A 20,984-nucleotide genomic window follows, 5' to 3' on the forward strand; every position below is an offset into this window, starting at 1 on the left:
TACCGGGTGCGGCGGTGACCACAAGCCGGCTGCCTGTTTACCATCGGCCAATTGGGCTGTGCGAACCGGCAACATCCGCTCTTCCCTCAAATTGACAGCAAAATCCAGTTGCCAGCCGAGCAATTGACAACTGTCAAGTCGGTGCAAGGCCATGCAACGAAACTGTATCTCCACTGTTCATTCCAGACGTGTGAGGATACCGCCATGGCTCCAGTCAACCCCTCCCCTCAACCTGCCACCACCTCGTTTCCGGTGCCATCCGGCGAGCATTGGATCGATGCTCTGGACAATGGTACCCATGTACTGATCAGGCCGTTGCAAGCCAAGGACAGGCAGCGCGAAAGAGCCTTCATCGAACGGTTGTCACCCGAATCAAGGCACTTTCGCTTCCTGTGCCAGATCAAGGAGCCCGGTGAAACCATGCTCGACCAATTGATGGCGGTCGATCAGGACCGACAAGCGGCCTTCGTCGCCCTCGCGCATGTCGACGGCGAACTGCAAGAAGTGGGCATTTCCCGTTACGCTGCCTGTGACACCAAGGATGAATGCGAATGTGCGGTCACGGTCCTCGACAGCTGGCAACACCATGGCCTCGGCCGCTTGCTGCTCAAGCACCTGACTGATCATGCACGGGCAAAAGGCTTTCGGCAGATGTATTCGATCGATTCCGCCGCCAATCAGGCAATGCGTGACATGGCCAAGGCAGCAGGATTTACCACGACCACCGACCCTGATGATCCGAGCCAGGTAATCCACCGGCTTATACTGAGCTGAACCAAAGCCGCCGCGGCATGACTTGTCCTGACGCGGCGGCAAGCATCTGATTCAAGGCATGGTTGCCTGAGGCTCCTCGGGCAACAGGTCGAACTGTTTGAGGCAGCGCTGCTCATCATCGGGTGTGAGTACCTTCAAGCCGCTCACCTCCTGCATGGGCGTTTCGAACAAAGCCATGCGCAGCACCCCGTTGCGCTTCATGAAGGTCTGTGCCAGACACGTGCACACCGGTTTGCCGACAAGTGCGGAGAGTTTTTCATCTTCGGGTACGTCCACTTGAGCCTGCAGGTTGGCTTCGCAGTTCGCCACGATCTGCGTCACTGAGCGTCCTGCCAACCACAAGGCGCCTGTGCCCAGCAGCCCCAGGCACAACAGCACCACCAGCAGGATGTTCGACTCCCGGGCCACTGAGCGAAGGAACGCCAGCCTGGCCTGCCAGCCTGTCTCCTGGCCGTTGAAAATGGCCCGGCCGACAGTGCGCTTCACGCCTCGCTGCACCGCCCAGCCTAGCGCCACACTCAGGGCAAGCAAGGCCAGTATCACGGCCGGATCGTGCATGGGCAGGCGCGAGGTCGGGCTTAGCCCGCGGTAGGCCGATGCGGCGAGTAGCAAGACCAGAATCGCCACGATCCAACCCAGGCTGCCCTTTGGTCGATGCATCCAGGCTCTGAGTTTTGCCCTTGCCTGTGTGTTCATGAATACCTCCTGCGCCTACCCAGGCTCTGTATGAAAAGCCTTGATACTCGTTGATGCTGCGTTGAAAACAGCCCCTAGCGCACTGGGTCGATGGCAACCGTTTCCTGATACTCAGGCACGCACACCTGCCAGCCGAGTTCGAGGCTGATCCGCCGCCGCAAGGTATCGGCAGCGTGTGGCTCGCCATGAATGACATAGGTCTGACGGGGCGGCCGGGTGAACCCGCGCAACCATTCCATGATTTCGTCGGCATCGGCGTGCGCAGAAAGATTCTCCATCGCATGCACCTGTGCACGGATGGGCACATCCTCGCCGTGCAACCGCACACTGTGGGCACCCGCTACAATATCGGCTCCCCGCGTACCCCCGGCTTGAAAGCCCGAGAACAGAATACTGTTGCGAGGGTTGGGGGCCAGCGCCTTGAGGTGGTGTAGCACCCGTCCGCCGGTCGCCATGCCACTGGCGGCGATGATCACTGCGGGCTCGCGCAGCTGGTCCAGGTGCCTGGACTCATCGACCGTCCGGATGATGTGCGTGCCTCTGCACATGGCGGCGCACTCGGCTGCGGTCAGCCGATGTTCACTGCGGTACTGCTGATACAAGACGGTGGCGTCAGTGGCCATCGGGCTGTTCAGGTAGACCGGGATATCAGGGATCAGCCGGTCGCGCTTGAGCGTGTACAGGTAGTACATGAGCAGTTGGGCACGGCCGACGGCGAATGACGGCACGAGGGTAATGCCGTGGCGCAGGAGCGTTTCGTTGATGATCTTGGCCAAATACTGCTCGGTTGATTCGGCGGGATGCTGGCGATCCCCATAGGTAGATTCGATCAACAGCACGTCGGCCGTCCTGACCAGCTCAGGCGCACGCATGATCGGATCCTGAGGGCGCCCGAGATCACCCGAAAACAGCACGGTCTGCCCCTCGGCGCTGATCTGGACCGTGGCCGCCCCCAGAATATGCCCGGCGGTACGCAACAGTAACTCCATGCCCTCGGCGATCATGGTCACCTGATGCAACTCTACGGGGTGAAACAGTGCCAGGACCCTTTTGGCATCCTGTTCTGTATAGAGCGGTTGCGCCGGTGCATGCTTGGAGTAACCGTGGCGATTGGCATGGTCGGCCTGCTCTTCCTGCAGCCGCGCACTGTCGAGCAAGAGGATTTCCGCCAGGGCGCAAGTCGCCGGCGTGGCGTAGATCGGCCCGCGGTAGCCTTCCCGAACCAGCACCGGTAGATAACCACTGTGGTCAAGGTGGGCGTGGGTCAGCACCACTGCATCGAGCGCCCGCAGCGCCGGGGGCAGTGGCTGCCAGTTGCGAAGGCGCAGTTGCTTGAACCCCTGGAAGAGTCCGCAGTCGACCAATATCCGCGTGCTGTCACGGGTCAACAGGAATTTGCTGCCGGTCACGGTGCCGGTACCGCCAAGAAAAGTCAGTTGCATGGCCAAGGCTCCCAACTTTCGGCTATTTGGGGATGAACTGTGAGCACGCTGCACGGTGGGCGGCTGACGATACGCTCGGTGGTGTCACCCAACAGTTTGTCCAGGCCTTTGGGCTGTACCACGCCCATCACCACCGCGTCGATGTCCAGTGCTGCGACCTGTTCACGGATCACCTGTACCGGGCCTCCTTCCATGAAATGTCGGCGGTCCGGCGCGACGCCTTCGGCATCGGCCAGCGCCTCGAAAGGCTCCTGCAGTGCCTCACGCATCTCGTCGATCCACGCCTGGGTGACATTAATGTCCGAGGCGAATACCCCTGCCAGGTTGTAGGCCGATAGCAGATGCAGGTGCGCGTCACACTGCAAGGCCAGCGCCTGGGCAGCACGAATCAGTCCACGGTTGAAGCACGCCTGCACAGCAGGCGTCTCGCTGAACGCAGTATCCACTGCGACCAGCACACGCCGCGGCAATGAGGTGGCCGCCGCCGGCACGAAATGGCTGACGCCTTTGAAACCTCGCATCAGCGCACAATCCAGTGGGGTGCCGAACACGCGCACCAGGGCCGATGCGGCTTCGCTGTCCTTGATGACCATATCGGGCTGCAGTTCACTGATGTAATCGATCGCCTGGTTGCGGATATCCTCCGCATTCAGGCTGTCGACCGTCAGCGTTATACCGCTGCCGCGATGCCGTTCGACCAACCCCTTCAATTGCAAGCGATAGTGCTCGTACTGGCGGTTGATGTCGGCCTCGTTCAGTCGCTCTTCGCGCAGAAGGTGCTTATCGCTCGGCTCGAACAAGCCCAGTACATGCACGCTGGCGCCGCTGACATGCGCCAAGGCAAGGGCTCTGCGCAAAGCGGCGGAATGCAGATCTACCTCGGTCAGCAGCACCAGCAATTGTCGATATTGCCCCATGGTGAACCTCCGCGCTTGCGTCAGTGGATGTGATGCTGACGATGTTCCGCGCGCAGGGTCGATGTTGCTTGATGCAGATCAGAAAACTGCTACCCAGCCTGAACTTGATGATTGTCAGAACCGAACCGGCCCGGCACGTTAAAACGGCTGCACCAGGCAATGATCAGGTAACGGGAGGCGCCATGAACGGGCAGCAAACAGCACAGCCAAAGACCTGCGAACACTGGGTCGAAAACCTCGAGGACGGTTCGGCGGTGCTGATCCGCCCTCTACGCGAGGAGGACCTCGAACGGGACAAGCGCTTTCTGAGCACAATCACTTATGAATCACGGCGTTTTCGTTTCATTGCCGGACTCAGCGGCGGCTTGCCCAGCCTGGACACGCAATGCATGCCCGTTGACTATCACCAGCGCATGGCCTATGTCGCCTTGGTTCATGTGGACGGTAAATTGCAACAGATTGGTGTCAGCCGTTATGCAGGCATACCTGGCAGTCAACGTTGCGAATGCGCAGTGGCGGTCAGCGAAGAGTGGCAGCGCAAAGGGTTGGGCAAGCGCCTGATGCAGCACCTGATTGCAGCCGCACGACGCAATGGCTTTCAGTGCATGGTTTCCAGGGATCTGGCCAGCAACTATGCCATGCACCGGTTGGTCAAGGCACTGGGCTTCACCTCACGCTACCCTGGCGGGGATGTGAGCGAGATCCAACACGAACTTGACCTGCGGCCTTGAAAAGACAAGGCCCTTTCGGGCCTTGTGCTTCAGCCTTGGGAACGCTCCGGGGAAATCACCAGCACACTGCTGGACAACCGATGCAAAACCCGCTCGGCAGTACTGCCGATGAACCAGCCGATGGCATGGTGGTGATAACTGCCCATGACCAGCACGTCGATATCATTGTTATCCATGAATATCGCCAGGGCCTTTGCCGGGTCGCCTATGCGCATGTGGCGGTGCTCGGCAGCGATCCCGTTGCGTTCGGCAAGCTCCTGGAAGGCTGCACTCTGAGCGTCATGCAAGGTCTGGGCGTGGTTCGAATCGAACAGGAACGAATGTTCCCGGCTGCCGCCTGCGTCCAGGTACATGGAACCCAAGTCGTAGGCATACAGCAACTCGATCTGGGCATTGCACTGCAATGTCAGTTTCAGCGCTTCGCTGATGATCTGGTCGTTGAAACCTTCGAACTGATCCTCAGGCCTGGACAGGTCCACCGCCGCAAGAATCCTGCGTGGCAACGCGTGGCTGGCCTTGTGTACCAAGTGCAAGGGGGTTCGCGTTTCACGCAGCAACTGGATATCCAGCGAGGTGAACATTGCGCGCATCCACCAGGGCTCATGCTCGAACGCCTTGATCTGAATGGCGAACGGCTGCTCACGCAAGTGCACCAGGATCTCGTTCAAGGGTTGCTGTACCCACACCACTTCGGTTGTGACGATGACACCACTGCGCCGCATCGATGTCGCCTGGGTTTCCAGCCATTCACGGTGCTGCTGCACGTAACCCTCGCGCATGACTGCCAGCGCCTGGTCATTCACCAGGCCCGCCGTGGCAAGCCCTTCCACGTAGTCGAAAGCGACAATGTGCAGCGCCATCCCCTTGGCCTTGGCAAGCGCGGCAGCCCGGTCATAGACCGGGGTTCGGCGCATCAGGGGAGAGGCGATCAGCAGCAGTCTTTGCGGAGTTTCCATGGCACACCTCTGAGGTTGCGATATGTAGCTCAAGCATCTGCCACGCAGGTCTTGCGAATTTGATGTTTATCAACTGGAGCGCCTTCTGACAAACGGCATTGCCCATGGCGCAAGAACCTGACGCAGATCAATGTCTCGACCCTTCGCTGGCGCACCCTGTACCCAGATCAACAACAACTTCAGGCGCCGCAGGCGTGCCATGGCGATAACGCCCTGAGCTTCACCTGCGCTGCCGGCAGGGACGCCTTCATTCTGCATTGTCTATCGATACATGCTCTGGAGGCCCTGATGAACATTTACGTCGAGAAGAACACTGAGCAGGGACGCTGTTGGGTGCGCATGGATCACTGGCGGGTGAGTTTCAGTACGGCTGCCGAAGCCGAGCGGTTTGTCGAGCGACTTACAATCCGCCTCAATGCCCCCCACTCGCGTGACATGCTGGCCGATTGGTCGCCCCATACCGGGGATGCCGCCGGGCACGGTGCGCTTAATGGCACTGGGGCCCAAAGCGGCCTCCGAAGTGCAAAGGAGGCCTGAAGATGCCTGGCCAGCTGAAGGTCGTACTACTCGACTCGTCCAACGAATCGTGCAAGGCAAACCCTATTCACCTGAAACCGCTGGCGAACCACTGCAGGGATTGCCGGGTCAGCGGCCTGTGCCTTCCCACCGGCCTGCCGGTTGACGACGACAGCTGCCTGGGCGCGTTGATAGGCCCACGCCTTCGCGTTCGCAAGGGCGCCGCGCTTTTCAATGCCAACGATCCGCTGACCATGCTCTATGCCGTTCGCTGCGGCAGTTTCAAGACCAGCCTGAACACCGCCGAGGGGCAAGGCGTGGTGATCAACTTCTGGATGCCGGGCGATGTACTGGGCCTCGATGCCATTGCCACAGAGCACCATGTCTGCGACGCCATTGCCCTGGAAGACAGCGAAGTCTGCCCAGTCCCCTATCGCCGCTTGCAAACCCTGGCGCGTGACTTTCCGGTCCTGCAGCAAAGCCTCAATCGCTTGATGAGCCGGGAGATCGTGCGTGAGCACGGGCGTGTGCTGATGCTGTGCAACCTCACCGCAGAACAGCGGCTGGCCAGCTTTCTGGTGGGGCTCTCCAGGCGCTTCGTCAGCCGCGGTTATTCTGCCCATGGCTTCATGTTGCGGATGTCCCGAGAAGACATGGCTTCGTACCTGGGATTACGCCTGGAAACCGTGTGCCGATCCATCGCGCACCTGCGGGCGCTGGGTCTCGTCGACCTGCATGGCAGGTTGGTGGAAATTCTCGACATGCCTGCACTCATGGCACTGGAACAAGGCGGCGGTGAATGTGAGGTCAAGGGCCCCTGAAGGCACCCGGTTCGACGCCGTAGATGTTGGCCACAGCGCTGTCACGCAAGCACTCCCCTCAGGCCAAACCGCCAAAACGCTTGTAGAAACTCTCGCTCACATCCGGCAATGGGCCATCTGCTGTCTCCAGCGCTGCATTCAGCCATTCTTCGGCCTTGGCAAACACCAGTCGATAGAGGTTGCGGCACAACTGTCGCGCAGCCCTTCCCTCCCAGTCCCCTGGCAGCAACTCGTCGGGTAGTTGCGGGTCGCGCAGCAGCAGGCGACGGTACTCGTGAATCAGCAGCGTGCGTGCCAGGAAGCAATCTTGAGCATCGAGCAAGGGCTGCTCTTTCAAACCTTGCCACAGTGGCCTGAACAGCTGGATAAACTCGCTGTATTGCTGCCCCAGTTCGTCGATACGCCAGCTTTCCCGCACCTGGGCGCGCATGGCCTTGGACGCGAGTACCTCCTGGGTGTGGGTTTCGAAGACGATGCTGTCGTCGCTGGCCTCAAGATCACGCAAAGTGGCCGCCAAGTCGGCACGGTCTGCCCGTGGGCAACCCAGCAGGTTCGGCGCCATGACACCAAAGCCCTGCCACTCCAGCTCTTCACGCACGGCCTTGCGTTTACCCGCCTCGAGTTGCGACAGCAACACCAGCGTCCAGGCCCCGTCCCAGGCTGGCTGGCTCGGGCTATAGACGCGCTTGAAGGCTTTTTCGAAGCGCCGACGGCCAGTGCCTGTCAGGCTGTAATAACTGCGTCGCCCCACCTTTTCTGCAGTGAGCCAACCTTCTTTGGTCAGGCGAAAGATCGACGTGCGTATCAGCCGTTCATTGATGCCGATCGGTTCCAGCAGGTTGATCAGGCTACCGAGCCAGACTGTACCGCCGTGCGGCTCGATGGCATCGCCGTACAACGTGATGATCAGGGAGCTGGCGCGGATCGGCGTCTGCTCCTGAAAGCGGGTGATCAAGTGGTTCAGTGGGGCTAGATTGCTCATGGGCGAACTGTGCGCGGATAAAGCTCCGACTATACCTGTGCGGTGGGCCGCCTGGCCATTGCGTGTCGCTGCCAGGCTCATGCGCTCGCCTGGCCCTTGGGCCTGACCCCGGTGTCTTCCATGCGCGGGCGTCCCGGCTCTGCCTCGGCCAGAGGCGGGCATTCGACCATGCTGTTCATGCAGCGCTGCGCCAGGTGCTGGTACTCCGCCGTCCCGCGCTGTTTCCAGGCCAGTTCCTGCTCGCTCAGTGGGCGTTTGACCTGGGCTGGCGACCCCATCACCAGGCTCTGCGCCGCGCATTCGAAGCCAGCTTTGACGAAGGCGGTGGCCGCGACGATGCTGCGTGGTGCGACATGGGCGCCATCCATCACCACGGCGTTCATGCCGATCAATGAATCTTCGCCCACGCGACAGCCGTGCAGCACCGCGCCATGGCCGACGTGCCCGTTACGCTCCACTACGGTATCGCCCCCCGGGAATCCATGCATCACGCAGGTGTCCTGCAAGTTGGCGCCCTCCTCCAGCACGATGCGGCCGAAATCGCCCCTGAGCGATGCCAGTGGGCCAATGTAGCAGCGGGGGCCGACGATGACGTCGCCGATCAGGACTGCGCTGGGGTGTACGTAGGCTGTCGGGTGAACCACGGGCGTCAGGCCGTCCAGTCGATAGCAAGGCATCGCATCACTCCTGAAATGATTTGAAATGTCAGTCGATCTTGTATCAGAAGCTGTTTGATCGTCAATTGTGTATCGCTTGTGTTGATCTAATGCTGTCAGACAAAAATCAGCTGAAAATACCCGTAAATACACAGGTTAAACGATTCATCTGCAAATATTGCGGTGGAGCGGTGATCGCTGGAGAACACATGATTAGATACGTAAATCTATTTTGTATGTTGCATCTATGTATCACATAGAGCATATACTGGCCTCACCTGGTCGTGATCCCGCATTACGCCCCTGCAAACAATTCCAAGAAATGCCGGCCCCGCGATGTGCCGTGCGTGCAGCCAGAGGAACCCGAGATGCCGCGATATATCGATGTGCAGGCGCCCGAACACGGCGTTCAGCTCATTACCCTGCAACGGCCCGAGGCCTTGAACGCCCTGAGCACCGAGTTACTGGCACAACTGGCTGCTGCGTTGCAGGTTGCCGGGGACGACGAGCGTGTCCGAACTGTAGTGATTACGGGCAGTGCCAGGGCTTTCGCCGCAGGCGCCGACATTGGCGAGATGGCCGATCGCGACCTGGTCGGCATCCTTAATGACCCCCGCGTAGCGCATTGGCAAAGCATCGCTGCATTCGCCAAGCCGCTGATTGCCGCAGTCAACGGCTATGCCCTGGGTGGCGGCTGCGAACTGGCAATGTGCGCCGACATCCTCATCGCCAGTACCGACGCCCGTTTCGGCCAGCCGGAAATCAACCTGGGCATCATCCCCGGTGCTGGCGGCACTCAGCGCCTGTTGCGTGCCGTCGGTAAGCCGTTGGCCATGCAGATGGTGCTGACGGGGGAGCCCATCACTGCCCATCGCGCCCAGCAGGCCGGCCTGGTCAGCGAAATTACCCAGCCCGAACTCACCATAGAACGCGCCATGCAGGTTGCCCGCAGCATCGCCGCCAAAGCGCCGCTGGCCGTGCGCCTGGCCAAGGAGGCGCTACTGAAGGCCGGTGATACCGACCTGGCCAGCGGCCTGCGCTTCGAGCGCCATGCCTTCACCTTGCTGGCTGGCACCGCCGACCGCGATGAAGGCATCCGCGCCTTCCAGGAAAAACGCCAGGCCCGTTTCCAAGGGCGCTGAACTTCATTCTCTCGACTGACGGAGCGAGCCTGTCATGACTTTCCAGCACATCTTGTTTTCCATCGAGGACGGCGTCGCCCTCCTTTCGTTGAACCGCCCCGAGCAGCTGAACAGCTTCAATACGGCCATGCACCTGGAGGTGCGCGAAGCGCTCAAGCAAGTGCGCCAGAGCGGTGAAGCGCGGGTGCTGCTGCTGACGGCTGAAGGCCGCGGCTTCTGCGCCGGCCAGGACCTGTCCGACCGCAACGTTGCCCCAGGCGCCGAGATGCCAGACCTGGGCCAGTCGATCGACAAGTTCTACAACCCGCTGGTGCGCACCCTGCGCGACCTGCCATTGCCGGTGATCTGTGCGGTCAACGGCGTGGCTGCCGGTGCCGGTGCCAACATTCCCTTGGCCTGCGACCTGGTGCTGGCCGCCCGCTCGGCCAGTTTCATCCAGGCCTTCTGCAAGATTGGCCTGGTGCCGGATTCCGGCGGTACCTGGCTGCTGCCGCGCTTGGTCGGCATGGCCCGGGCCAAGGCACTGGCCATGCTGGGCGAGCGCCTTGGCGCCGAACAGGCCGAGCAATGGGGGCTGATCCATCGTGTGGTGGATGATGCCGCGCTGCGTGACGAAGCCCTCACCCTCGCCCGCCAGCTCGCCGCCCAGCCTACCTACGGCCTGGCACTGATCAAGCGCAGCCTCAATGCCAGTTTCGACAACGGTTTTGAGGAGCAGTTGGAACTGGAGCGCGACCTTCAGCGCCTGGCCGGGCGCAGCGAGGACTACCGCGAAGGGGTGAGCGCCTTCATGAACAAACGCACGCCAGCCTTCAAGGGGCGCTGAACATGGGCGCACTCGCAAGCAATGTGCAGGTGGCGGTGATTGGTGCCGGCGCCATGGGCGCCGGTATCGCCCAGGTCGCGGCCCAGGCCGGCCACCCCGTCAAACTCTACGATAACCGCCCGGGTGCTGCCGCCCAAGCGGTGACGGGTATCGATCGCCAACTGGCCCGGCTGGTGGACAAAGGAAAGTTACTGGACGCTGAGCGCGAAGCGATCAATGCCCGCCTGTGCCCGGTCGATACACTCGAAGCCTTGGCAGATGCCGGGCTGGTGATTGAAGCCATCGTCGAAAACCTGCAGGTGAAGCAGGCGCTGTTCAGTCAGCTCGAAACCCTGTGCGCGGCCGACTGTATCCTTGCCAGCAATACTTCGTCACTGTCCATCACCAGCCTCGCCGCTGGCCTTGAACGCCCGCAGCACGTGGTCGGTATGCACTTCTTCAACCCGGCACCGCTGATGGCGCTTGTCGAGGTGGTGTCGGGCCTGGCAACCGACCCTGCAGTCGCCGCATGCATCTACGCCACTGCCCAGGCCTGGGGCAAGCAGCCGGTCCATGCGCGCTCTACACCGGGCTTCATCGTCAACCGGGTAGCGCGGCCGTTCTATGCCGAAAGCCTGCGCCTGATGCAGGAAGGTGCCGCCGATTGCGCCAGCCTGGATGCGCTGATGCGTGACGCGGGTGGCTTCCGCATGGGGGCGTTCGAGCTGACCGACCTGATTGGCCATGACGTCAATTACGCGGTCACCTGTTCCGTATTCGATGCTTTCTATGGCGATTTCCGCTTCCAGCCTTCGCTGGTGCAGAAGGAACTGGTGGACGCCGGTCGCCTGGGTCGTAAGACCGGCCAAGGCTTCTATCGCTATGCCGAAGGCGTAGAGCGCCCGCAGCCGGCCGAACTGCACAGCTCCGCCGGCGCAGAGGCCTGCGTTGTCGAGGGCAACCTGGGGGTGATGCAGCCGCTGGTCGAGCGCCTGCGCCAAAGCGGTATTGCCGTGACCCAACGCGCCGGTAGTGGCCTGATTCAGGTGGGCGATGCCACCCTGGCCCTGTCCGATGGCCGCCTGGCGAGCCAGCGCGCCCGCGAAGACGGCCTGCGCAACCTTGTGCTGCTCGACCTGGCGCTGGACTACAGCAGCGCCACGCGCCTAGCCATCAGCTGGTCAGCGGATACCAGCGACAACGCCCGTGACCAGGCTGTAGCCCTGCTGCAGCGCGCAGGCTTGAAAGTGACCGGCATCGCCGACCTCCCCGGCCTGGTGGTGCTGCGCACCGTGGCAATGCTCGCCAACGAGGCTGCCGATGCGGTGCTTCAGGGCGTCGGCAGCGCCGCCGACATCGACCTGGCCATGCGCGCCGGCGTCAATTACCCCCGCGGCCCGCTGGCCTGGGCCGCAGACATCGGCCTTGCCCACACCCTGGCCGTGCTCGACAACCTGCAGCGCAGCTATGGCGAGAGCCGCTACCGCCCTTCCCTGTTGTTACGCCGCTGTGAAGCCAAAGGAGGCACCCTACATGACTGAAGAGCAACTGGCACAAGCCTGTGCCGACGCCATGTACGCCCGCGACCCGGCCACTCAGGGCCTGGGCATCAGCCTGCTGGATGCCGGCCCAGGCCGGGCCAGCCTGCGCATGCCGGTGCGTGCCGACATGATCCAGGGCCACGGCACCTGCCATGGCGGTTTCCTGTTCGCTTTGGCTGATTCGGCGTTTGCCTTCGCCTGTAACAGCTACGACCAGGCCACGGTGGCGCTGGGGTGCAGCATCGACTACCTGGCCCCGGCGCTGCGCGATGACGTGCTCACCGCCCACGCCAGCGAAGTCAGCCGCAAAGGCCGCACCGGCCTGTACGACGTGCGCATCGACAACCAGCGCGGTGAGCTGGTGGCGATGTTCCATGGCAAATCCTACAAAGTGCGCGGCACCGTGCTGGCGCAGGAGACGCAAGATGAATGAACCGACCCACGCCGATGCCTTGATCATCGACGCCGTGCGCACCCCCATTGGCCGCTATGCCGGGGCCCTGAGCAGTGTGCGCGCCGACGACCTGGCGGCCATCCCGCTCAAAGCCTTGATCCAGCGCCACCCCGAACTGGACTGGAAAGCCATTGATGACGTTATCTTCGGCTGCGCCAACCAGGCCGGCGAGGACAACCGCAACGTGGCTCACATGGCGAGCCTGCTAGCCGGGCTGCCAGTCGAAGTACCGGGGACTACGATCAACCGCCTGTGCGGTTCCGGCCTGGATGCCATCGGTAGTGCGGCACGTGCCCTGCGCTGTGGTGAAGCAGGGCTCATGCTGGCCGGCGGTGTGGAATCCATGTCGCGTGCGCCGTTTGTGATGGGTAAGTCGGAGCAGGCATTCGGGCGTGCGGCCGAGCTGTTCGACACCACGATCGGCTGGCGTTTCGTCAACCCGCTGATGAAGGCCGCCTACGGCACCGATTCCATGCCGGAAACGGCCGAAAACGTGGCCGAACAGTTCGGCATCTCGCGCGCCGACCAAGATGCGTTTGCCCTGCGCAGCCAGCACAAGGCTGCAGCCGCTCAGGCCCGCGGCCGCTTGGCACAGGAAATCGTGCCGGTCGAAATCCCGCAACGCAAAGGCCCGTCCAAAGTGGTCGAGCATGACGAGCACCCGCGCGGCGACACCACGCTGGAGCAGTTGGCTCGGCTCGGCACGCCGTTTCGTGAAGGCGGCAGCGTAACGGCCGGTAATGCCTCCGGCGTGAATGACGGCGCTTGCGCCCTGCTGCTGGCCAGCAGCGTCGCAGCCCGCCGCCATGGCCTGAAAGCGCGCGGGCGCATCGTCGGCATGGCGGTGGCCGGGGTCGAGCCCAGGCTGATGGGCATCGGTCCGGTGCCTGCGACCCGCAAGGTGCTGGCACTCACCGGTCTGGCACTGGCTGACATGGATGTCATCGAACTCAACGAGGCCTTTGCCGCCCAGGGGCTGGCCGTGTTGCGCGAGCTGGGCCTGGCCGACGACGACCCGCGAGTCAACCGCAACGGCGGCGCCATCGCCCTGGGCCATCCCCTGGGCATGAGCGGTGCCCGGTTGGTGACCACTGCCTTGCACGAGCTTGAAGAAACGGCCGGCCGCTACGCCCTGTGCGCCATGTGCATCGGCGTAGGCCAAGGCATTGCCATGATCATCGAGCGCCTCTGAGCGGTTCAGACCCTGCGCTTGTTACCGAACTGAACGCAGCCGTATATGCTGCCTCCATGACACTCACCGCGTGGCCTGCAACCGCTGGCGCGCGGCGTACAAGAACAATTCGAGTGAAGCCATGAACATGTACCATGATGCCGATCGTGCCCTGCTGGATCCGATGGAAACCGCCAGCGTCGATGCCCTGCGCCAGCACCAGCTGGAGCGTCTGCGCTGGAGCCTGAAGCACGCCTACGACAATGTGCCGCTGTACCGCCAGCGCTTTGCCGAGTACGGCGCCCACCCCGATGACCTCAAGTGCCTGGAAGACCTGGCGAAGTTCCCCTTCACCGGCAAGAACGACCTGCGCGACAACTACCCCTACGGCATGTTTGCCGTGCCCCAGGAAGAAGTGGTGCGCCTGCATGCCTCCAGTGGCACCACCGGGAAGCCGACGGTAGTCGGCTACACCCAGAACGATATCGACACCTGGGCCAATGTGGTTGCCCGTTCGATTCGTGCGGCCGGCGGGCGCAAAGGTGACAAGGTGCATGTGTCCTACGGCTACGGGCTGTTCACCGGCGGGCTCGGCGCGCACTACGGTGCCGAACGCCTGGGCTGCACCGTGATCCCCATGTCCGGTGGCCAGACCGAAAAGCAGGTGCAGCTGATTCGCGACTTCCAGCCCGACATCATCATGGTCACCCCGTCCTACATGCTCAACCTGGCTGATGAAATCGAGCGCCAGGGCATCGACCCGCACGACCTCAAGCTGCGCCTGGGCATTTTTGGTGCCGAGCCGTGGACCGACGAGCTGCGCCGCTCGATCGAGCAGCGCCTGGGTATCGATGCCCTCGATATCTATGGCCTCTCGGAAATCATGGGCCCCGGCGTGGCAATGGAGTGCATCGAGACCAAGGACGGCCCGACCATCTGGGAAGACCACTTCTATCCCGAGATCATCGACCCTGCCACCGGCGAGGTACTGCCGGATGGCCAATTGGGCGAACTGGTATTTACCTCGCTGAGCAAAGAGGCATTGCCGATGGTGCGCTACCGCACCCGCGACCTCACCCGGCTGCTGCCCGGCACCGCTCGGCCGATGCGGCGGATCGGCAAGATCACCGGCCGCAGTGACGACATGCTGATCATTCGCGGGGTCAATGTGTTCCCGACCCAGATCGAGGAACAGGTCCTGAAAATAAAACAGCTATCCGAGCTTTATGAGATTCATCTGTATCGTAACGGCAACCTGGATAGCGTCGAGGTGCATGTGGAGTTGCGTGCCGAGTGCCAGCACCTCGATGAGGGCCAGCGCAAGCTGGTGATAGGCGAGCTGAGCAAACAGATCAAGACTTACATCGGCATCAGCACCCAGGTGCACCTGCAGCCCTGCGGCACGCTCAAGCGCTCCGAGGGCAAGGCGTGCCACGTGTTCGACAGACGGTTGGCCAGCTGACCCATTCGGCTGCCTTTTCGGCCCCGGCATTGTCCGGGGCCTTTTTTTTGCCTGCGTTACGCCGGGCAAATGCTGCTGCCCGACAGCCCTCTTGGCTGTCAATGTGATACACAAATCTTACCTGATACACATAAATGTGTTTGACGTTATGTTTTGTATCGCTTACAAATGACTCATGCCTTAGCAGGAGTCGCAGCACATGTACGCACAGCTAGTGGAAACCGGAGTCAAGCGCGTTAAGACGCTGGAAGAAATGTCCCCCGAGGAACGCAACTTCCAGGAAAAGATCGACGCCGAAATCAAGATCGAAGCCAAGAACTGGATGCCCGAGGCCTACCGCCAGACCCTCATCCGGCAGATCTCCCAGCACGCCCACTCTGAAATCGTCGGCATGCTGCCCGAAGGCAACTGGGTCACCCGTGCCCCCAGCCTCAAGCGCAAACTGCAGCTGATGGCCAAGATCCAGGACGAAGCCGGCCATGGCCTGTACCTGTACAGCGCCATGGAAACCCTTGGGGCTGACCGCGACGAAGAAATCGCCAAACTGCACAACGGCAAGGCCAAGTACTCGAGCATCTTCAACTACCCCACCCTCAGCTGGGCCGACATGGGCGCTGTGGGCTGGCTGGTGGATGGCGCCGCCATCGTCAATCAGGTGGTGCTGCAGCGCACCTCTTACGGCCCCTACTCCCGCGCGATGATCCGTATCTGCAAGGAAGAGAGCTTCCACCAGCGCCAGGGCTACGAAATGCTCCTGACCATGATGCGCCAGGGCACCCAAGCCCAGCGCGACATGGTTCAGGACGCCATCAACCGCTTGTGGTGGCCGGCACTGATGATGTTCGGCCCTAGCGATGAACACTCGCCCAACAGCGCCCAGTCGATGGCCTGGAAGATCAAGCGCCAGACCAACGACGAACTGCGCCAGCGCTTCATCGACCAGACCGTGCCGCAGCTGGAACTGCTTGGCTGCACTGCGCCTGACCCTGAGCTGAAGTGGAACGCCGAGCGCGGCCACTACGACTTCGGTGAAATCCAGTGGGACGAGTTCTACGAAGTGATCAAGGGCAATGGCCCGTGCAACCTGGAACGTGTCGCCACCCGGCGCAAGGCCATCGAGGACGGCGCCTGGGTACGCGAGGCCGCCGTGGCCTATGCGCGCAAGCAACAGAACAAGAACGCCGCCTGAGCGGCGATTGATGCGGAGATCGAAAATGTCTGTCTGGACCCTCTACGAAGTGTTCGTGCGCAGCAAGCACGGCCTTAACCACAAGCATGTCGGCAGCGTGCACGCCGCCGATGCCGCCATGGCCATCGAGAACGCCCGCGAGCTCTACACCCGCCGTAGCGAAGGTGTGAGCCTGTGGGTGGTGCCGTCGGCGCTGATCACCGCCTCCTCCCCCGACGAGAAAGACCCACTGTTCGCCCCCTCGGACGACAAGGTCTATCGCCATGCCAGCTTCTACGAACTGCCCGACGAAGTCGGACACATGTGAGGTGGGCCATGCATAAAGAAGCCCTAATCCCCTATCTGCTGTTGCTCGGCGACAGCGCCCTGGTCCAGGGCCAGCGCCTCTGTGAGTGGTGTGGCCGCGCCCCGGCCATCGAGGAAGAGCTGGCCCTGATGAATGTCGGCCTCGATCTGGTCGGCCAGGCCCGCAACTGGCTGGAGTATGCCGCCGAGCTGCTCGACGATGGCCGGGATGCCGATGCCCTGGCGTTCCGCCGTGACGAGCGCGCCTACCGCAACCTGTTGCTGGTCGAGCAACCCAACGGTGATTTTGCCGTGACCATGACCAAGCAGTTCCTCTACGACGCGTGGCACTTCGCCGTGCTGCAGGGGCTGGTCGAGTCTAGCGACGCGCGAATCGCGGGGATTGCCGCCAAGGCTCTGAAGGAAGTCACCTACCACCTGCGCCGGTCCAGCGAATGGGTGCAACGGCTGGGCGGTGGTACCGATGTCAGCCGCCAGCGCATGCTCGCCGCTATCCCGGCACTGTGGCGCTTCACCGTTGAACTCGCCGCTGGCAGCGACAACGAAGTCCGTCTGGCCGAATGCGGTATCGCCGCCGACCCAGCGACCGTCGGCGCCACCTGGCTGAAGCAGGTCGCCGCGACGTTTGCTTCGGTCGAACTGCCGCTGCCCAAGGCCGCCAGCCACTTTTACCTGGATGGCCGCAAAGGCCTGCACACCGAGCATCTGGGCCTGCTGCTGGCCGAAATGCAGTTCCTGCCAAGGGCCTACCCCGATGCAACCTGGTGAACTGATTGCCGGTGACCGCGGCGCGCGGGCACAGCAAGGTGACGACCTGGCCCGGGCCTGGGCGGTACTGGGCCAGGTCATGGACCCGGAAGTGCCGGTGGTCAGCGTGGTCGACCTGGGGATCGTGCGCGATGTCGATTGGCGCGCCGGCCACCTGCACCTGGTGGTCACCCCGACCTACTCTGGCTGCCCGGCCACCGAAGTCATCGAAGGGGATATCCGCCAGGCGCTGGAACAGGCCGGTTTCACCGCGCCAGACCTGGAGCGCCGGCTGACCCCGGCCTGGAGCACTGACTGGATCAGCGAACTGGGCCGCGAGCGCCTGCGCGCTTATGGCATTGCGCCGCCGCAAGGCAGCGCCAGCAAGCGCAGCCTGCTCGGCGAAGCCCCCCAGGTGTGCTGCCCGCAATGCGGCAGCGCCCATACCGAATTGCTCAGCCAGTTCGGCTCCACGGCCTGCAAGGCGCTGTACCGCTGCCGCGAGTGCCTGGAGCCATTCGACTATTTCAAATGCATTTGAGCCGTGGAGACCACCATGAGCCAGTTTCACAGCCTGACCATCAAGCAAGTGCGCAATGAGACCCGTGATGCGGTATCGATTGCCTTCGATGTGCCCGAGCACCTGCAGGACCAGTTCCGCTTCACTCAGGGCCAGTACCTGGTCATGCGCACCCAGCTGGACAACGAAGAAGTCCGCCGCTCCTACTCCATCTGCAGCGCCGTGCAGGACGGCGAGCTGCGCGTGGCCGTCAAGCGCGTGCCGGGTGGGCGCTTCTCGGCGTTTGCCAATGAAGTGCTCAAGGCCGGCCAGCAGCTGGAAGTGATGCCGCCATCGGGTAGCTTCTTCGTGCCTCTGGACCCGGCTCGCCAGGGCAACTATCTGGGGGTGGCCGCCGGCAGCGGCATCACCCCGATACTGTCGATCATCGCCACCACGCTGGCCAGCGAGCCGCACAGCCGTTTCACCTTACTGTACGGCAACCGCTCCAGTTCGGGGGCGCTGTTCCGCGACAAGCTCGAAGACCTGAAAAACCGTTACCTCGACCGCTTGAACCTGATTTTCGTGTTCAGCCGCGAACAGCAGGACGTCGACCTGTACAACGGCCGCATCGACGCTGACAAATGCGGCCAACTGTTTTCGCGCTGGCTGGATGTTCCCGGCCTGGACGCGGCATTCATCTGCGGCCCGCAGGCGATGACCGAGACCGTGCGTGACAGCCTGCAGGCCAACGGCATGGCCAAGGAACGCATTCACTTCGAGCTGTTCGCCGCCGCCGGCAGCGAGGCCCGCCGCGAAGCCCGTGAGGCGGCACGCCAGGTGGATTCGGCGCTTAGCCATATCACCGTGATCAGCGACGGCCGGGCACTGAGCTTCGACCTGCCGCGCAACACCCAGAACGTGCTGGACGCCGGCAACGCCATTGGCGCCGAGCTGCCCTACTCGTGCAAGGCCGGCGTGTGCTCCACCTGCAAGTGCCGGGTGATCGAGGGCGAAGTGGAGATGGACAGCAACCATGCCCTCGAAGATTACGAAGTGGCGGCCGGGTATGTGCTGTCGTGCCAGACCTACCCGGTGAGCGACAAGGTGGTGCTTGACTTCGACCAGCTGTAGACCGAGTCGACTGCTTCGCGGGTAAACCCGCCCCTGCAGGGCCTGCGCAAGGCCTTGGGGCAGCATCCTTCCTGCGAAGAGGGCCTAAGCAACAACGCAATACCCCGCGTGACCTCAACAAAACAATTACAAAACCAAGAGATCGCTTGCCATGACACCCGAACGCATAGAAAGCATCGCCAACCACCCCGACTTCCAGCACCTGGTACGACGCAAACGCCGCCTGAACGGCAGCCTGACCCTGGCCATGCTGGTGGTCTACTACGGCTTCGTCCTGCTGGTCGCGTTCTCGCCCAGCACCCTCGGCCAGTCCCTCAGCGGCGGCGTGACCACGGTCGGCATGCTGGTGGGCGTGCTGATGGTGCTGCTGTCCTTTGCCCTGACCGGCATCTATGTGCACCGCGCCAACAACGTGCTCGACCCGCTCAACGACAAGGTCAAGCAGGAGTGCGCACAATGAACTGGACAGCCATTTCGATGTTCATGGTGTTTGTCTGCTTCACCCTGCTGGTCACCCGCTGGGCGGCCCTGCGTACCCGCTCGGCCAGCGACTTCTACACCGCCGGCGGCGGCCTGACCGGCATGCAGAACGGCCTGGCGATCGCTGGGGACATGATCAGTGCCGCTTCGTTCCTGGGCATTTCCGCGATGATGTTCATGAACGGCTACGACGGCCTGTTGTATGCCCTCGGTGTCCTGGCAGGCTGGCCGATCATCCTGTTCCTGATTGCCGAGCGCCTGCGCAACCTGGGCAAGTACACCTTTGCCGATGTGGTCAGCTACCGGCTGGCGCAAACCCCGGTGCGCTTGACCTCGGCTTTCGGCACTCTGGTGGTGGCGCTGATGTACCTGGTGGCGCAAATGGTCGGTGCCGGCAAGCTGATCGAGTTGCTGTTCGGCATCAGCTACCTGTACGCCGTGATGCTGGTTGGCGTGCTGATGGTTGCCTATGTCACCTTCGGTGGCATGCTCGCCACCACCTGGGTGCAGATCATCAAGGCGGTATTGCTGCTGTCGGGCACCAGTTTCATGGCTTTCATGGTGCTCAAGCACTTCGGTTTCAGCACCGAGGCCATGTTTGCCAGCGCCGTGGCCGTGCATGCCAAGGGCCAGGCGATCATGGCCCCAGGGGGCTTGTTGTCCAACCCGGTGGACGCTATTTCACTGGGGCTGGGCATGATGTTCGGCACCGCTGGCCTGCCGCATATCCTGATGCGCTTCTTCACTGTCAGTGATGCCAAGGAAGCACGCAAGAGCGTGTTCTACGCCACCGGTTTCATTGGTTACTTCTACCTGCTGCTGATCGTTGTCGGCTTTGGCGCCATCGTCATGGTCGGCACCGAGCCGTCCTACCGCGACGCCACCGGCGCAATCATCGGCGGCGGCAACATGGTCGCCGTGCACCTGGCCCAGGCCGTGGGTGGCAACCTGTTCCTGGGCTTCATCTCTGCCGTGGCCTTCGCCACCATTCTGGCTGTGGTCGCCGGCCTGGCGCTGTCCGGGGCTTCGGCAGTGTCCCACGACCTGTATGCCTGCGTGATGCGCAAAGGCAAGGCTACCGAGCAAGAGGAAATGCGCGTGTCGCGCATTGCCACACTGGTCATCGGCCTGCTGGCAGTGATCCTGGGCCTGATGTTCGAGTCGCAGAACATTGCCTTCCTCTCCGGCCTGGTACTGGCGGTGGCCGCTTCGGTCAACTTCCCGGTGCTGCTCCTTTCGATGTTCTGGAAAGGCCTGACCACTCGCGGCGCGGTGTGCGGCAGCATGGCCGGGCTGGTCTCGGCGGTGCTGCTGGTAGTGCTGGGCCCGGCGGTGTGGGTCAACGTGCTGCACAACGAAACGGCGCTGTTCCCCTTCAGCAACCCGGCGCTGTTCTCCATGAGCCTGGCCTTCCTCAGTGCCTGGGTGTTCTCGGTTACCGACAGCTCCGAACGTGCCGTTGAAGAGCGTGGCCGCTACCTGGGCCAGTTCATCCGTTCCATGACCGGTATCGGCGCAGCTGGTGCCAGCAAACACTGACTTCAAGGACGAACAGACATGTCG

The 20,984-nt window shown here is 62.4% G+C and carries 22 protein-coding genes and 1 pseudogene; 17 read left to right on the forward strand and 6 right to left on the reverse strand.

Translation table 11 applies throughout. The annotated features are described in order from the left end of the window. Window positions 1–204: 204 nt before the first annotated feature. Window positions 205–774: a GNAT family N-acetyltransferase gene (locus INQ47_RS02665; RefSeq protein ID WP_404701009.1), complete on the forward strand. Its 570-nt coding sequence runs from the start codon at window positions 205–207 to the stop codon at window positions 772–774. Between the two features lie 51 nt (window positions 775–825). Here the strand turns inward: INQ47_RS02665 and INQ47_RS02670 are convergent, their stop codons facing one another. From INQ47_RS02670 to INQ47_RS02680, 3 genes are all read right to left on the reverse strand, one after another. Beyond that, window positions 826–1,470, reverse strand: coding sequence for a hypothetical protein (locus INQ47_RS02670; RefSeq protein WP_392521809.1), 645 nt, complete (start codon window positions 1,468–1,470; stop codon window positions 826–828). Window positions 1,471–1,544: 74 nt separating this feature from the next. Continuing rightward, window positions 1,545–2,912 (reverse strand): MBL fold metallo-hydrolase RNA specificity domain-containing protein, encoded by a 1,368-nt coding sequence (locus INQ47_RS02675; protein WP_252461393.1) that lies wholly within the window; start codon window positions 2,910–2,912, stop codon window positions 1,545–1,547. Then, window positions 2,903–3,829, reverse strand: a complete 927-nt coding sequence (locus INQ47_RS02680; RefSeq protein ID WP_404701010.1) for a universal stress protein — start codon at window positions 3,827–3,829, stop codon at window positions 2,903–2,905. Before INQ47_RS02680 ends, INQ47_RS02675 begins: the two co-directional genes overlap by 10 nt. Before the next feature lie 182 nt (window positions 3,830–4,011). Between INQ47_RS02680 and INQ47_RS02685 the strand changes: the two genes are divergently transcribed. Continuing rightward, window positions 4,012–4,560, forward strand: coding sequence for a GNAT family N-acetyltransferase (locus tag INQ47_RS02685; protein WP_404701011.1), 549 nt, complete (start codon window positions 4,012–4,014; stop codon window positions 4,558–4,560). A 29-nt stretch (window positions 4,561–4,589) separates the two neighbouring features. On the opposite strand, the gene INQ47_RS02690 is transcribed toward INQ47_RS02685, so the two are convergent. Continuing rightward, window positions 4,590–5,516: a universal stress protein gene (locus tag INQ47_RS02690; RefSeq protein ID WP_404701012.1), complete on the reverse strand. Its 927-nt coding sequence runs from the start codon at window positions 5,514–5,516 to the stop codon at window positions 4,590–4,592. Between the two features lie 288 nt (window positions 5,517–5,804). Between INQ47_RS02690 and INQ47_RS02695 the strand changes: the two genes are divergently transcribed. Both INQ47_RS02695 and INQ47_RS02700 read left to right on the forward strand, forming a co-directional pair. Next, window positions 5,805–6,053 carry a hypothetical protein gene (locus INQ47_RS02695; protein WP_252461389.1) on the forward strand — a complete coding sequence of 83 codons (249 nt, stop codon included), beginning with the start codon at window positions 5,805–5,807 and terminating at the stop codon, window positions 6,051–6,053. 2 nt (window positions 6,054–6,055) lie between these two features. Continuing rightward, complete coding sequence (locus INQ47_RS02700; RefSeq protein WP_392521816.1) at window positions 6,056–6,853, forward strand: helix-turn-helix domain-containing protein; 798 nt, start codon at window positions 6,056–6,058, stop codon at window positions 6,851–6,853. 58 nt (window positions 6,854–6,911) lie between these two features. Here INQ47_RS02700 and paaX read toward each other — a convergent pair whose 3' ends face one another. Both paaX and paaY read right to left on the reverse strand, forming a co-directional pair. Then, on the reverse strand, window positions 6,912–7,835 hold the full coding sequence (gene paaX / locus INQ47_RS02705; RefSeq protein WP_252461386.1) for a phenylacetic acid degradation operon negative regulatory protein PaaX: 924 nt from the start codon (window positions 7,833–7,835) through the stop codon (window positions 6,912–6,914). A gap of 77 nt (window positions 7,836–7,912) precedes the next feature. Next, on the reverse strand, window positions 7,913–8,512 hold the full coding sequence (gene paaY, locus INQ47_RS02710; protein WP_404701013.1) for a phenylacetic acid degradation protein PaaY: 600 nt from the start codon (window positions 8,510–8,512) through the stop codon (window positions 7,913–7,915). Window positions 8,513–8,859: 347 nt separating this feature from the next. Between paaY and paaF the strand changes: the two genes are divergently transcribed. The 13 genes and pseudogenes from paaF to INQ47_RS02775 form a co-directional block, all read left to right on the forward strand. Then, window positions 8,860–9,633 (forward strand): 2,3-dehydroadipyl-CoA hydratase PaaF, encoded by a 774-nt coding sequence (gene paaF, locus INQ47_RS02715; RefSeq protein ID WP_404701014.1) that lies wholly within the window; start codon window positions 8,860–8,862, stop codon window positions 9,631–9,633. Window positions 9,634–9,667: 34 nt separating this feature from the next. After that, on the forward strand, window positions 9,668–10,459 hold the full coding sequence (gene paaG, locus INQ47_RS02720) for a 2-(1,2-epoxy-1,2-dihydrophenyl)acetyl-CoA isomerase PaaG (RefSeq protein ID WP_404701015.1): 792 nt from the start codon (window positions 9,668–9,670) through the stop codon (window positions 10,457–10,459). 2 nt (window positions 10,460–10,461) lie between these two features. Beyond that, a complete protein-coding gene (paaH, locus tag INQ47_RS02725; protein WP_404701016.1) occupies window positions 10,462–11,979 on the forward strand; it encodes a 3-hydroxyacyl-CoA dehydrogenase PaaH in 1,518 nt (505 codons plus the stop codon). Next, window positions 11,972–12,412 carry a hydroxyphenylacetyl-CoA thioesterase PaaI gene (paaI, locus tag INQ47_RS02730; protein ID WP_392521824.1) on the forward strand — a complete coding sequence of 147 codons (441 nt, stop codon included), beginning with the start codon at window positions 11,972–11,974 and terminating at the stop codon, window positions 12,410–12,412. Before paaH ends, paaI begins: the two co-directional genes overlap by 8 nt. Then, entirely contained in the window at window positions 12,405–13,625 is a 1,221-nt protein-coding gene (gene pcaF / locus INQ47_RS02735) for a 3-oxoadipyl-CoA thiolase (protein WP_404701017.1), read from the forward strand. The genes paaI and pcaF overlap by 8 nt, the downstream gene beginning before the upstream one ends. A gap of 121 nt (window positions 13,626–13,746) precedes the next feature. Continuing rightward, on the forward strand, window positions 13,747–15,066 hold the full coding sequence (gene paaK / locus INQ47_RS02740) for a phenylacetate--CoA ligase PaaK (RefSeq protein ID WP_404701018.1): 1,320 nt from the start codon (window positions 13,747–13,749) through the stop codon (window positions 15,064–15,066). Window positions 15,067–15,265: 199 nt separating this feature from the next. Further along, on the forward strand, window positions 15,266–16,255 hold the full coding sequence (gene paaA, locus INQ47_RS02745; protein WP_404701019.1) for a 1,2-phenylacetyl-CoA epoxidase subunit PaaA: 990 nt from the start codon (window positions 15,266–15,268) through the stop codon (window positions 16,253–16,255). 25 nt (window positions 16,256–16,280) lie between these two features. After that, a complete protein-coding gene (gene paaB / locus INQ47_RS02750) occupies window positions 16,281–16,562 on the forward strand; it encodes a 1,2-phenylacetyl-CoA epoxidase subunit PaaB (protein ID WP_004374528.1) in 282 nt (93 codons plus the stop codon). An 8-nt stretch (window positions 16,563–16,570) separates the two neighbouring features. Further along, window positions 16,571–17,329: a 1,2-phenylacetyl-CoA epoxidase subunit PaaC gene (gene paaC, locus INQ47_RS02755; RefSeq protein ID WP_404701020.1), complete on the forward strand. Its 759-nt coding sequence runs from the start codon at window positions 16,571–16,573 to the stop codon at window positions 17,327–17,329. Next, the gene (paaD, locus tag INQ47_RS02760) at window positions 17,316–17,849 is read left to right on the forward strand and encodes a 1,2-phenylacetyl-CoA epoxidase subunit PaaD (protein ID WP_004577381.1); all 534 of its coding nucleotides are present in this window, start codon (window positions 17,316–17,318) and stop codon (window positions 17,847–17,849) included. The genes paaC and paaD overlap by 14 nt, the downstream gene beginning before the upstream one ends. Before the next feature lie 15 nt (window positions 17,850–17,864). Then, the gene (gene paaE, locus INQ47_RS02765; RefSeq protein WP_404701021.1) at window positions 17,865–18,941 is read left to right on the forward strand and encodes a 1,2-phenylacetyl-CoA epoxidase subunit PaaE; all 1,077 of its coding nucleotides are present in this window, start codon (window positions 17,865–17,867) and stop codon (window positions 18,939–18,941) included. Window positions 18,942–19,092: 151 nt separating this feature from the next. After that, the gene (locus INQ47_RS02770; protein ID WP_004374508.1) at window positions 19,093–19,401 is read left to right on the forward strand and encodes a DUF485 domain-containing protein; all 309 of its coding nucleotides are present in this window, start codon (window positions 19,093–19,095) and stop codon (window positions 19,399–19,401) included. After that, window positions 19,392–20,960: pseudogene (locus INQ47_RS02775) on the forward strand (cation acetate symporter); the annotation flags it as partial. The gene INQ47_RS02770 and the pseudogene INQ47_RS02775, both read left to right, overlap by 10 nt. Window positions 20,961–20,984 lie beyond the last annotated feature (24 nt).

The sequence above is a fragment of the Pseudomonas sp. 3HC3 genome (assembly GCF_044904505.1).
In the GTDB taxonomy this organism is placed as follows: Bacteria; Pseudomonadota; Gammaproteobacteria; order Pseudomonadales; family Pseudomonadaceae; genus Aquipseudomonas; species Aquipseudomonas putida_Y.

Excerpts from the sequence above, each read along its gene's own strand:
- INQ47_RS02665 (WP_404701009.1), top strand. The coding sequence starts at position 205 with ATGGCTCCAGTCAACCCCTCCCCTCAACCTGCCACCACCTCGTTTCCG.
- INQ47_RS02670 (WP_392521809.1), bottom strand. The coding sequence starts at position 1,470 with ATGAACACACAGGCAAGGGCAAAACTCAGAGCCTGGATGCATCGACCA.
- INQ47_RS02675 (WP_252461393.1), bottom strand. The coding sequence starts at position 2,912 with ATGCAACTGACTTTTCTTGGCGGTACCGGCACCGTGACCGGCAGCAAA.
- INQ47_RS02680 (WP_404701010.1), bottom strand. The coding sequence starts at position 3,829 with ATGGGGCAATATCGACAATTGCTGGTGCTGCTGACCGAGGTAGATCTG.
- INQ47_RS02685 (WP_404701011.1), top strand. The coding sequence starts at position 4,012 with ATGAACGGGCAGCAAACAGCACAGCCAAAGACCTGCGAACACTGGGTC.
- INQ47_RS02690 (WP_404701012.1), bottom strand. The coding sequence starts at position 5,516 with ATGGAAACTCCGCAAAGACTGCTGCTGATCGCCTCTCCCCTGATGCGC.
- INQ47_RS02695 (WP_252461389.1), top strand. The coding sequence starts at position 5,805 with ATGAACATTTACGTCGAGAAGAACACTGAGCAGGGACGCTGTTGGGTG.
- INQ47_RS02700 (WP_392521816.1), top strand. The coding sequence starts at position 6,056 with ATGCCTGGCCAGCTGAAGGTCGTACTACTCGACTCGTCCAACGAATCG.
- paaX (WP_252461386.1), bottom strand. The coding sequence starts at position 7,835 with ATGAGCAATCTAGCCCCACTGAACCACTTGATCACCCGCTTTCAGGAG.
- paaY (WP_404701013.1), bottom strand. The coding sequence starts at position 8,512 with ATGCCTTGCTATCGACTGGACGGCCTGACGCCCGTGGTTCACCCGACA.
- paaF (WP_404701014.1), top strand. The coding sequence starts at position 8,860 with ATGCCGCGATATATCGATGTGCAGGCGCCCGAACACGGCGTTCAGCTC.
- paaG (WP_404701015.1), top strand. The coding sequence starts at position 9,668 with ATGACTTTCCAGCACATCTTGTTTTCCATCGAGGACGGCGTCGCCCTC.
- paaH (WP_404701016.1), top strand. The coding sequence starts at position 10,462 with ATGGGCGCACTCGCAAGCAATGTGCAGGTGGCGGTGATTGGTGCCGGC.
- paaI (WP_392521824.1), top strand. The coding sequence starts at position 11,972 with ATGACTGAAGAGCAACTGGCACAAGCCTGTGCCGACGCCATGTACGCC.
- pcaF (WP_404701017.1), top strand. The coding sequence starts at position 12,405 with ATGAATGAACCGACCCACGCCGATGCCTTGATCATCGACGCCGTGCGC.
- paaK (WP_404701018.1), top strand. The coding sequence starts at position 13,747 with ATGAACATGTACCATGATGCCGATCGTGCCCTGCTGGATCCGATGGAA.
- paaA (WP_404701019.1), top strand. The coding sequence starts at position 15,266 with ATGTACGCACAGCTAGTGGAAACCGGAGTCAAGCGCGTTAAGACGCTG.
- paaB (WP_004374528.1), top strand. The coding sequence starts at position 16,281 with ATGTCTGTCTGGACCCTCTACGAAGTGTTCGTGCGCAGCAAGCACGGC.
- paaC (WP_404701020.1), top strand. The coding sequence starts at position 16,571 with ATGCATAAAGAAGCCCTAATCCCCTATCTGCTGTTGCTCGGCGACAGC.
- paaD (WP_004577381.1), top strand. The coding sequence starts at position 17,316 with ATGCAACCTGGTGAACTGATTGCCGGTGACCGCGGCGCGCGGGCACAG.
- paaE (WP_404701021.1), top strand. The coding sequence starts at position 17,865 with ATGAGCCAGTTTCACAGCCTGACCATCAAGCAAGTGCGCAATGAGACC.
- INQ47_RS02770 (WP_004374508.1), top strand. The coding sequence starts at position 19,093 with ATGACACCCGAACGCATAGAAAGCATCGCCAACCACCCCGACTTCCAG.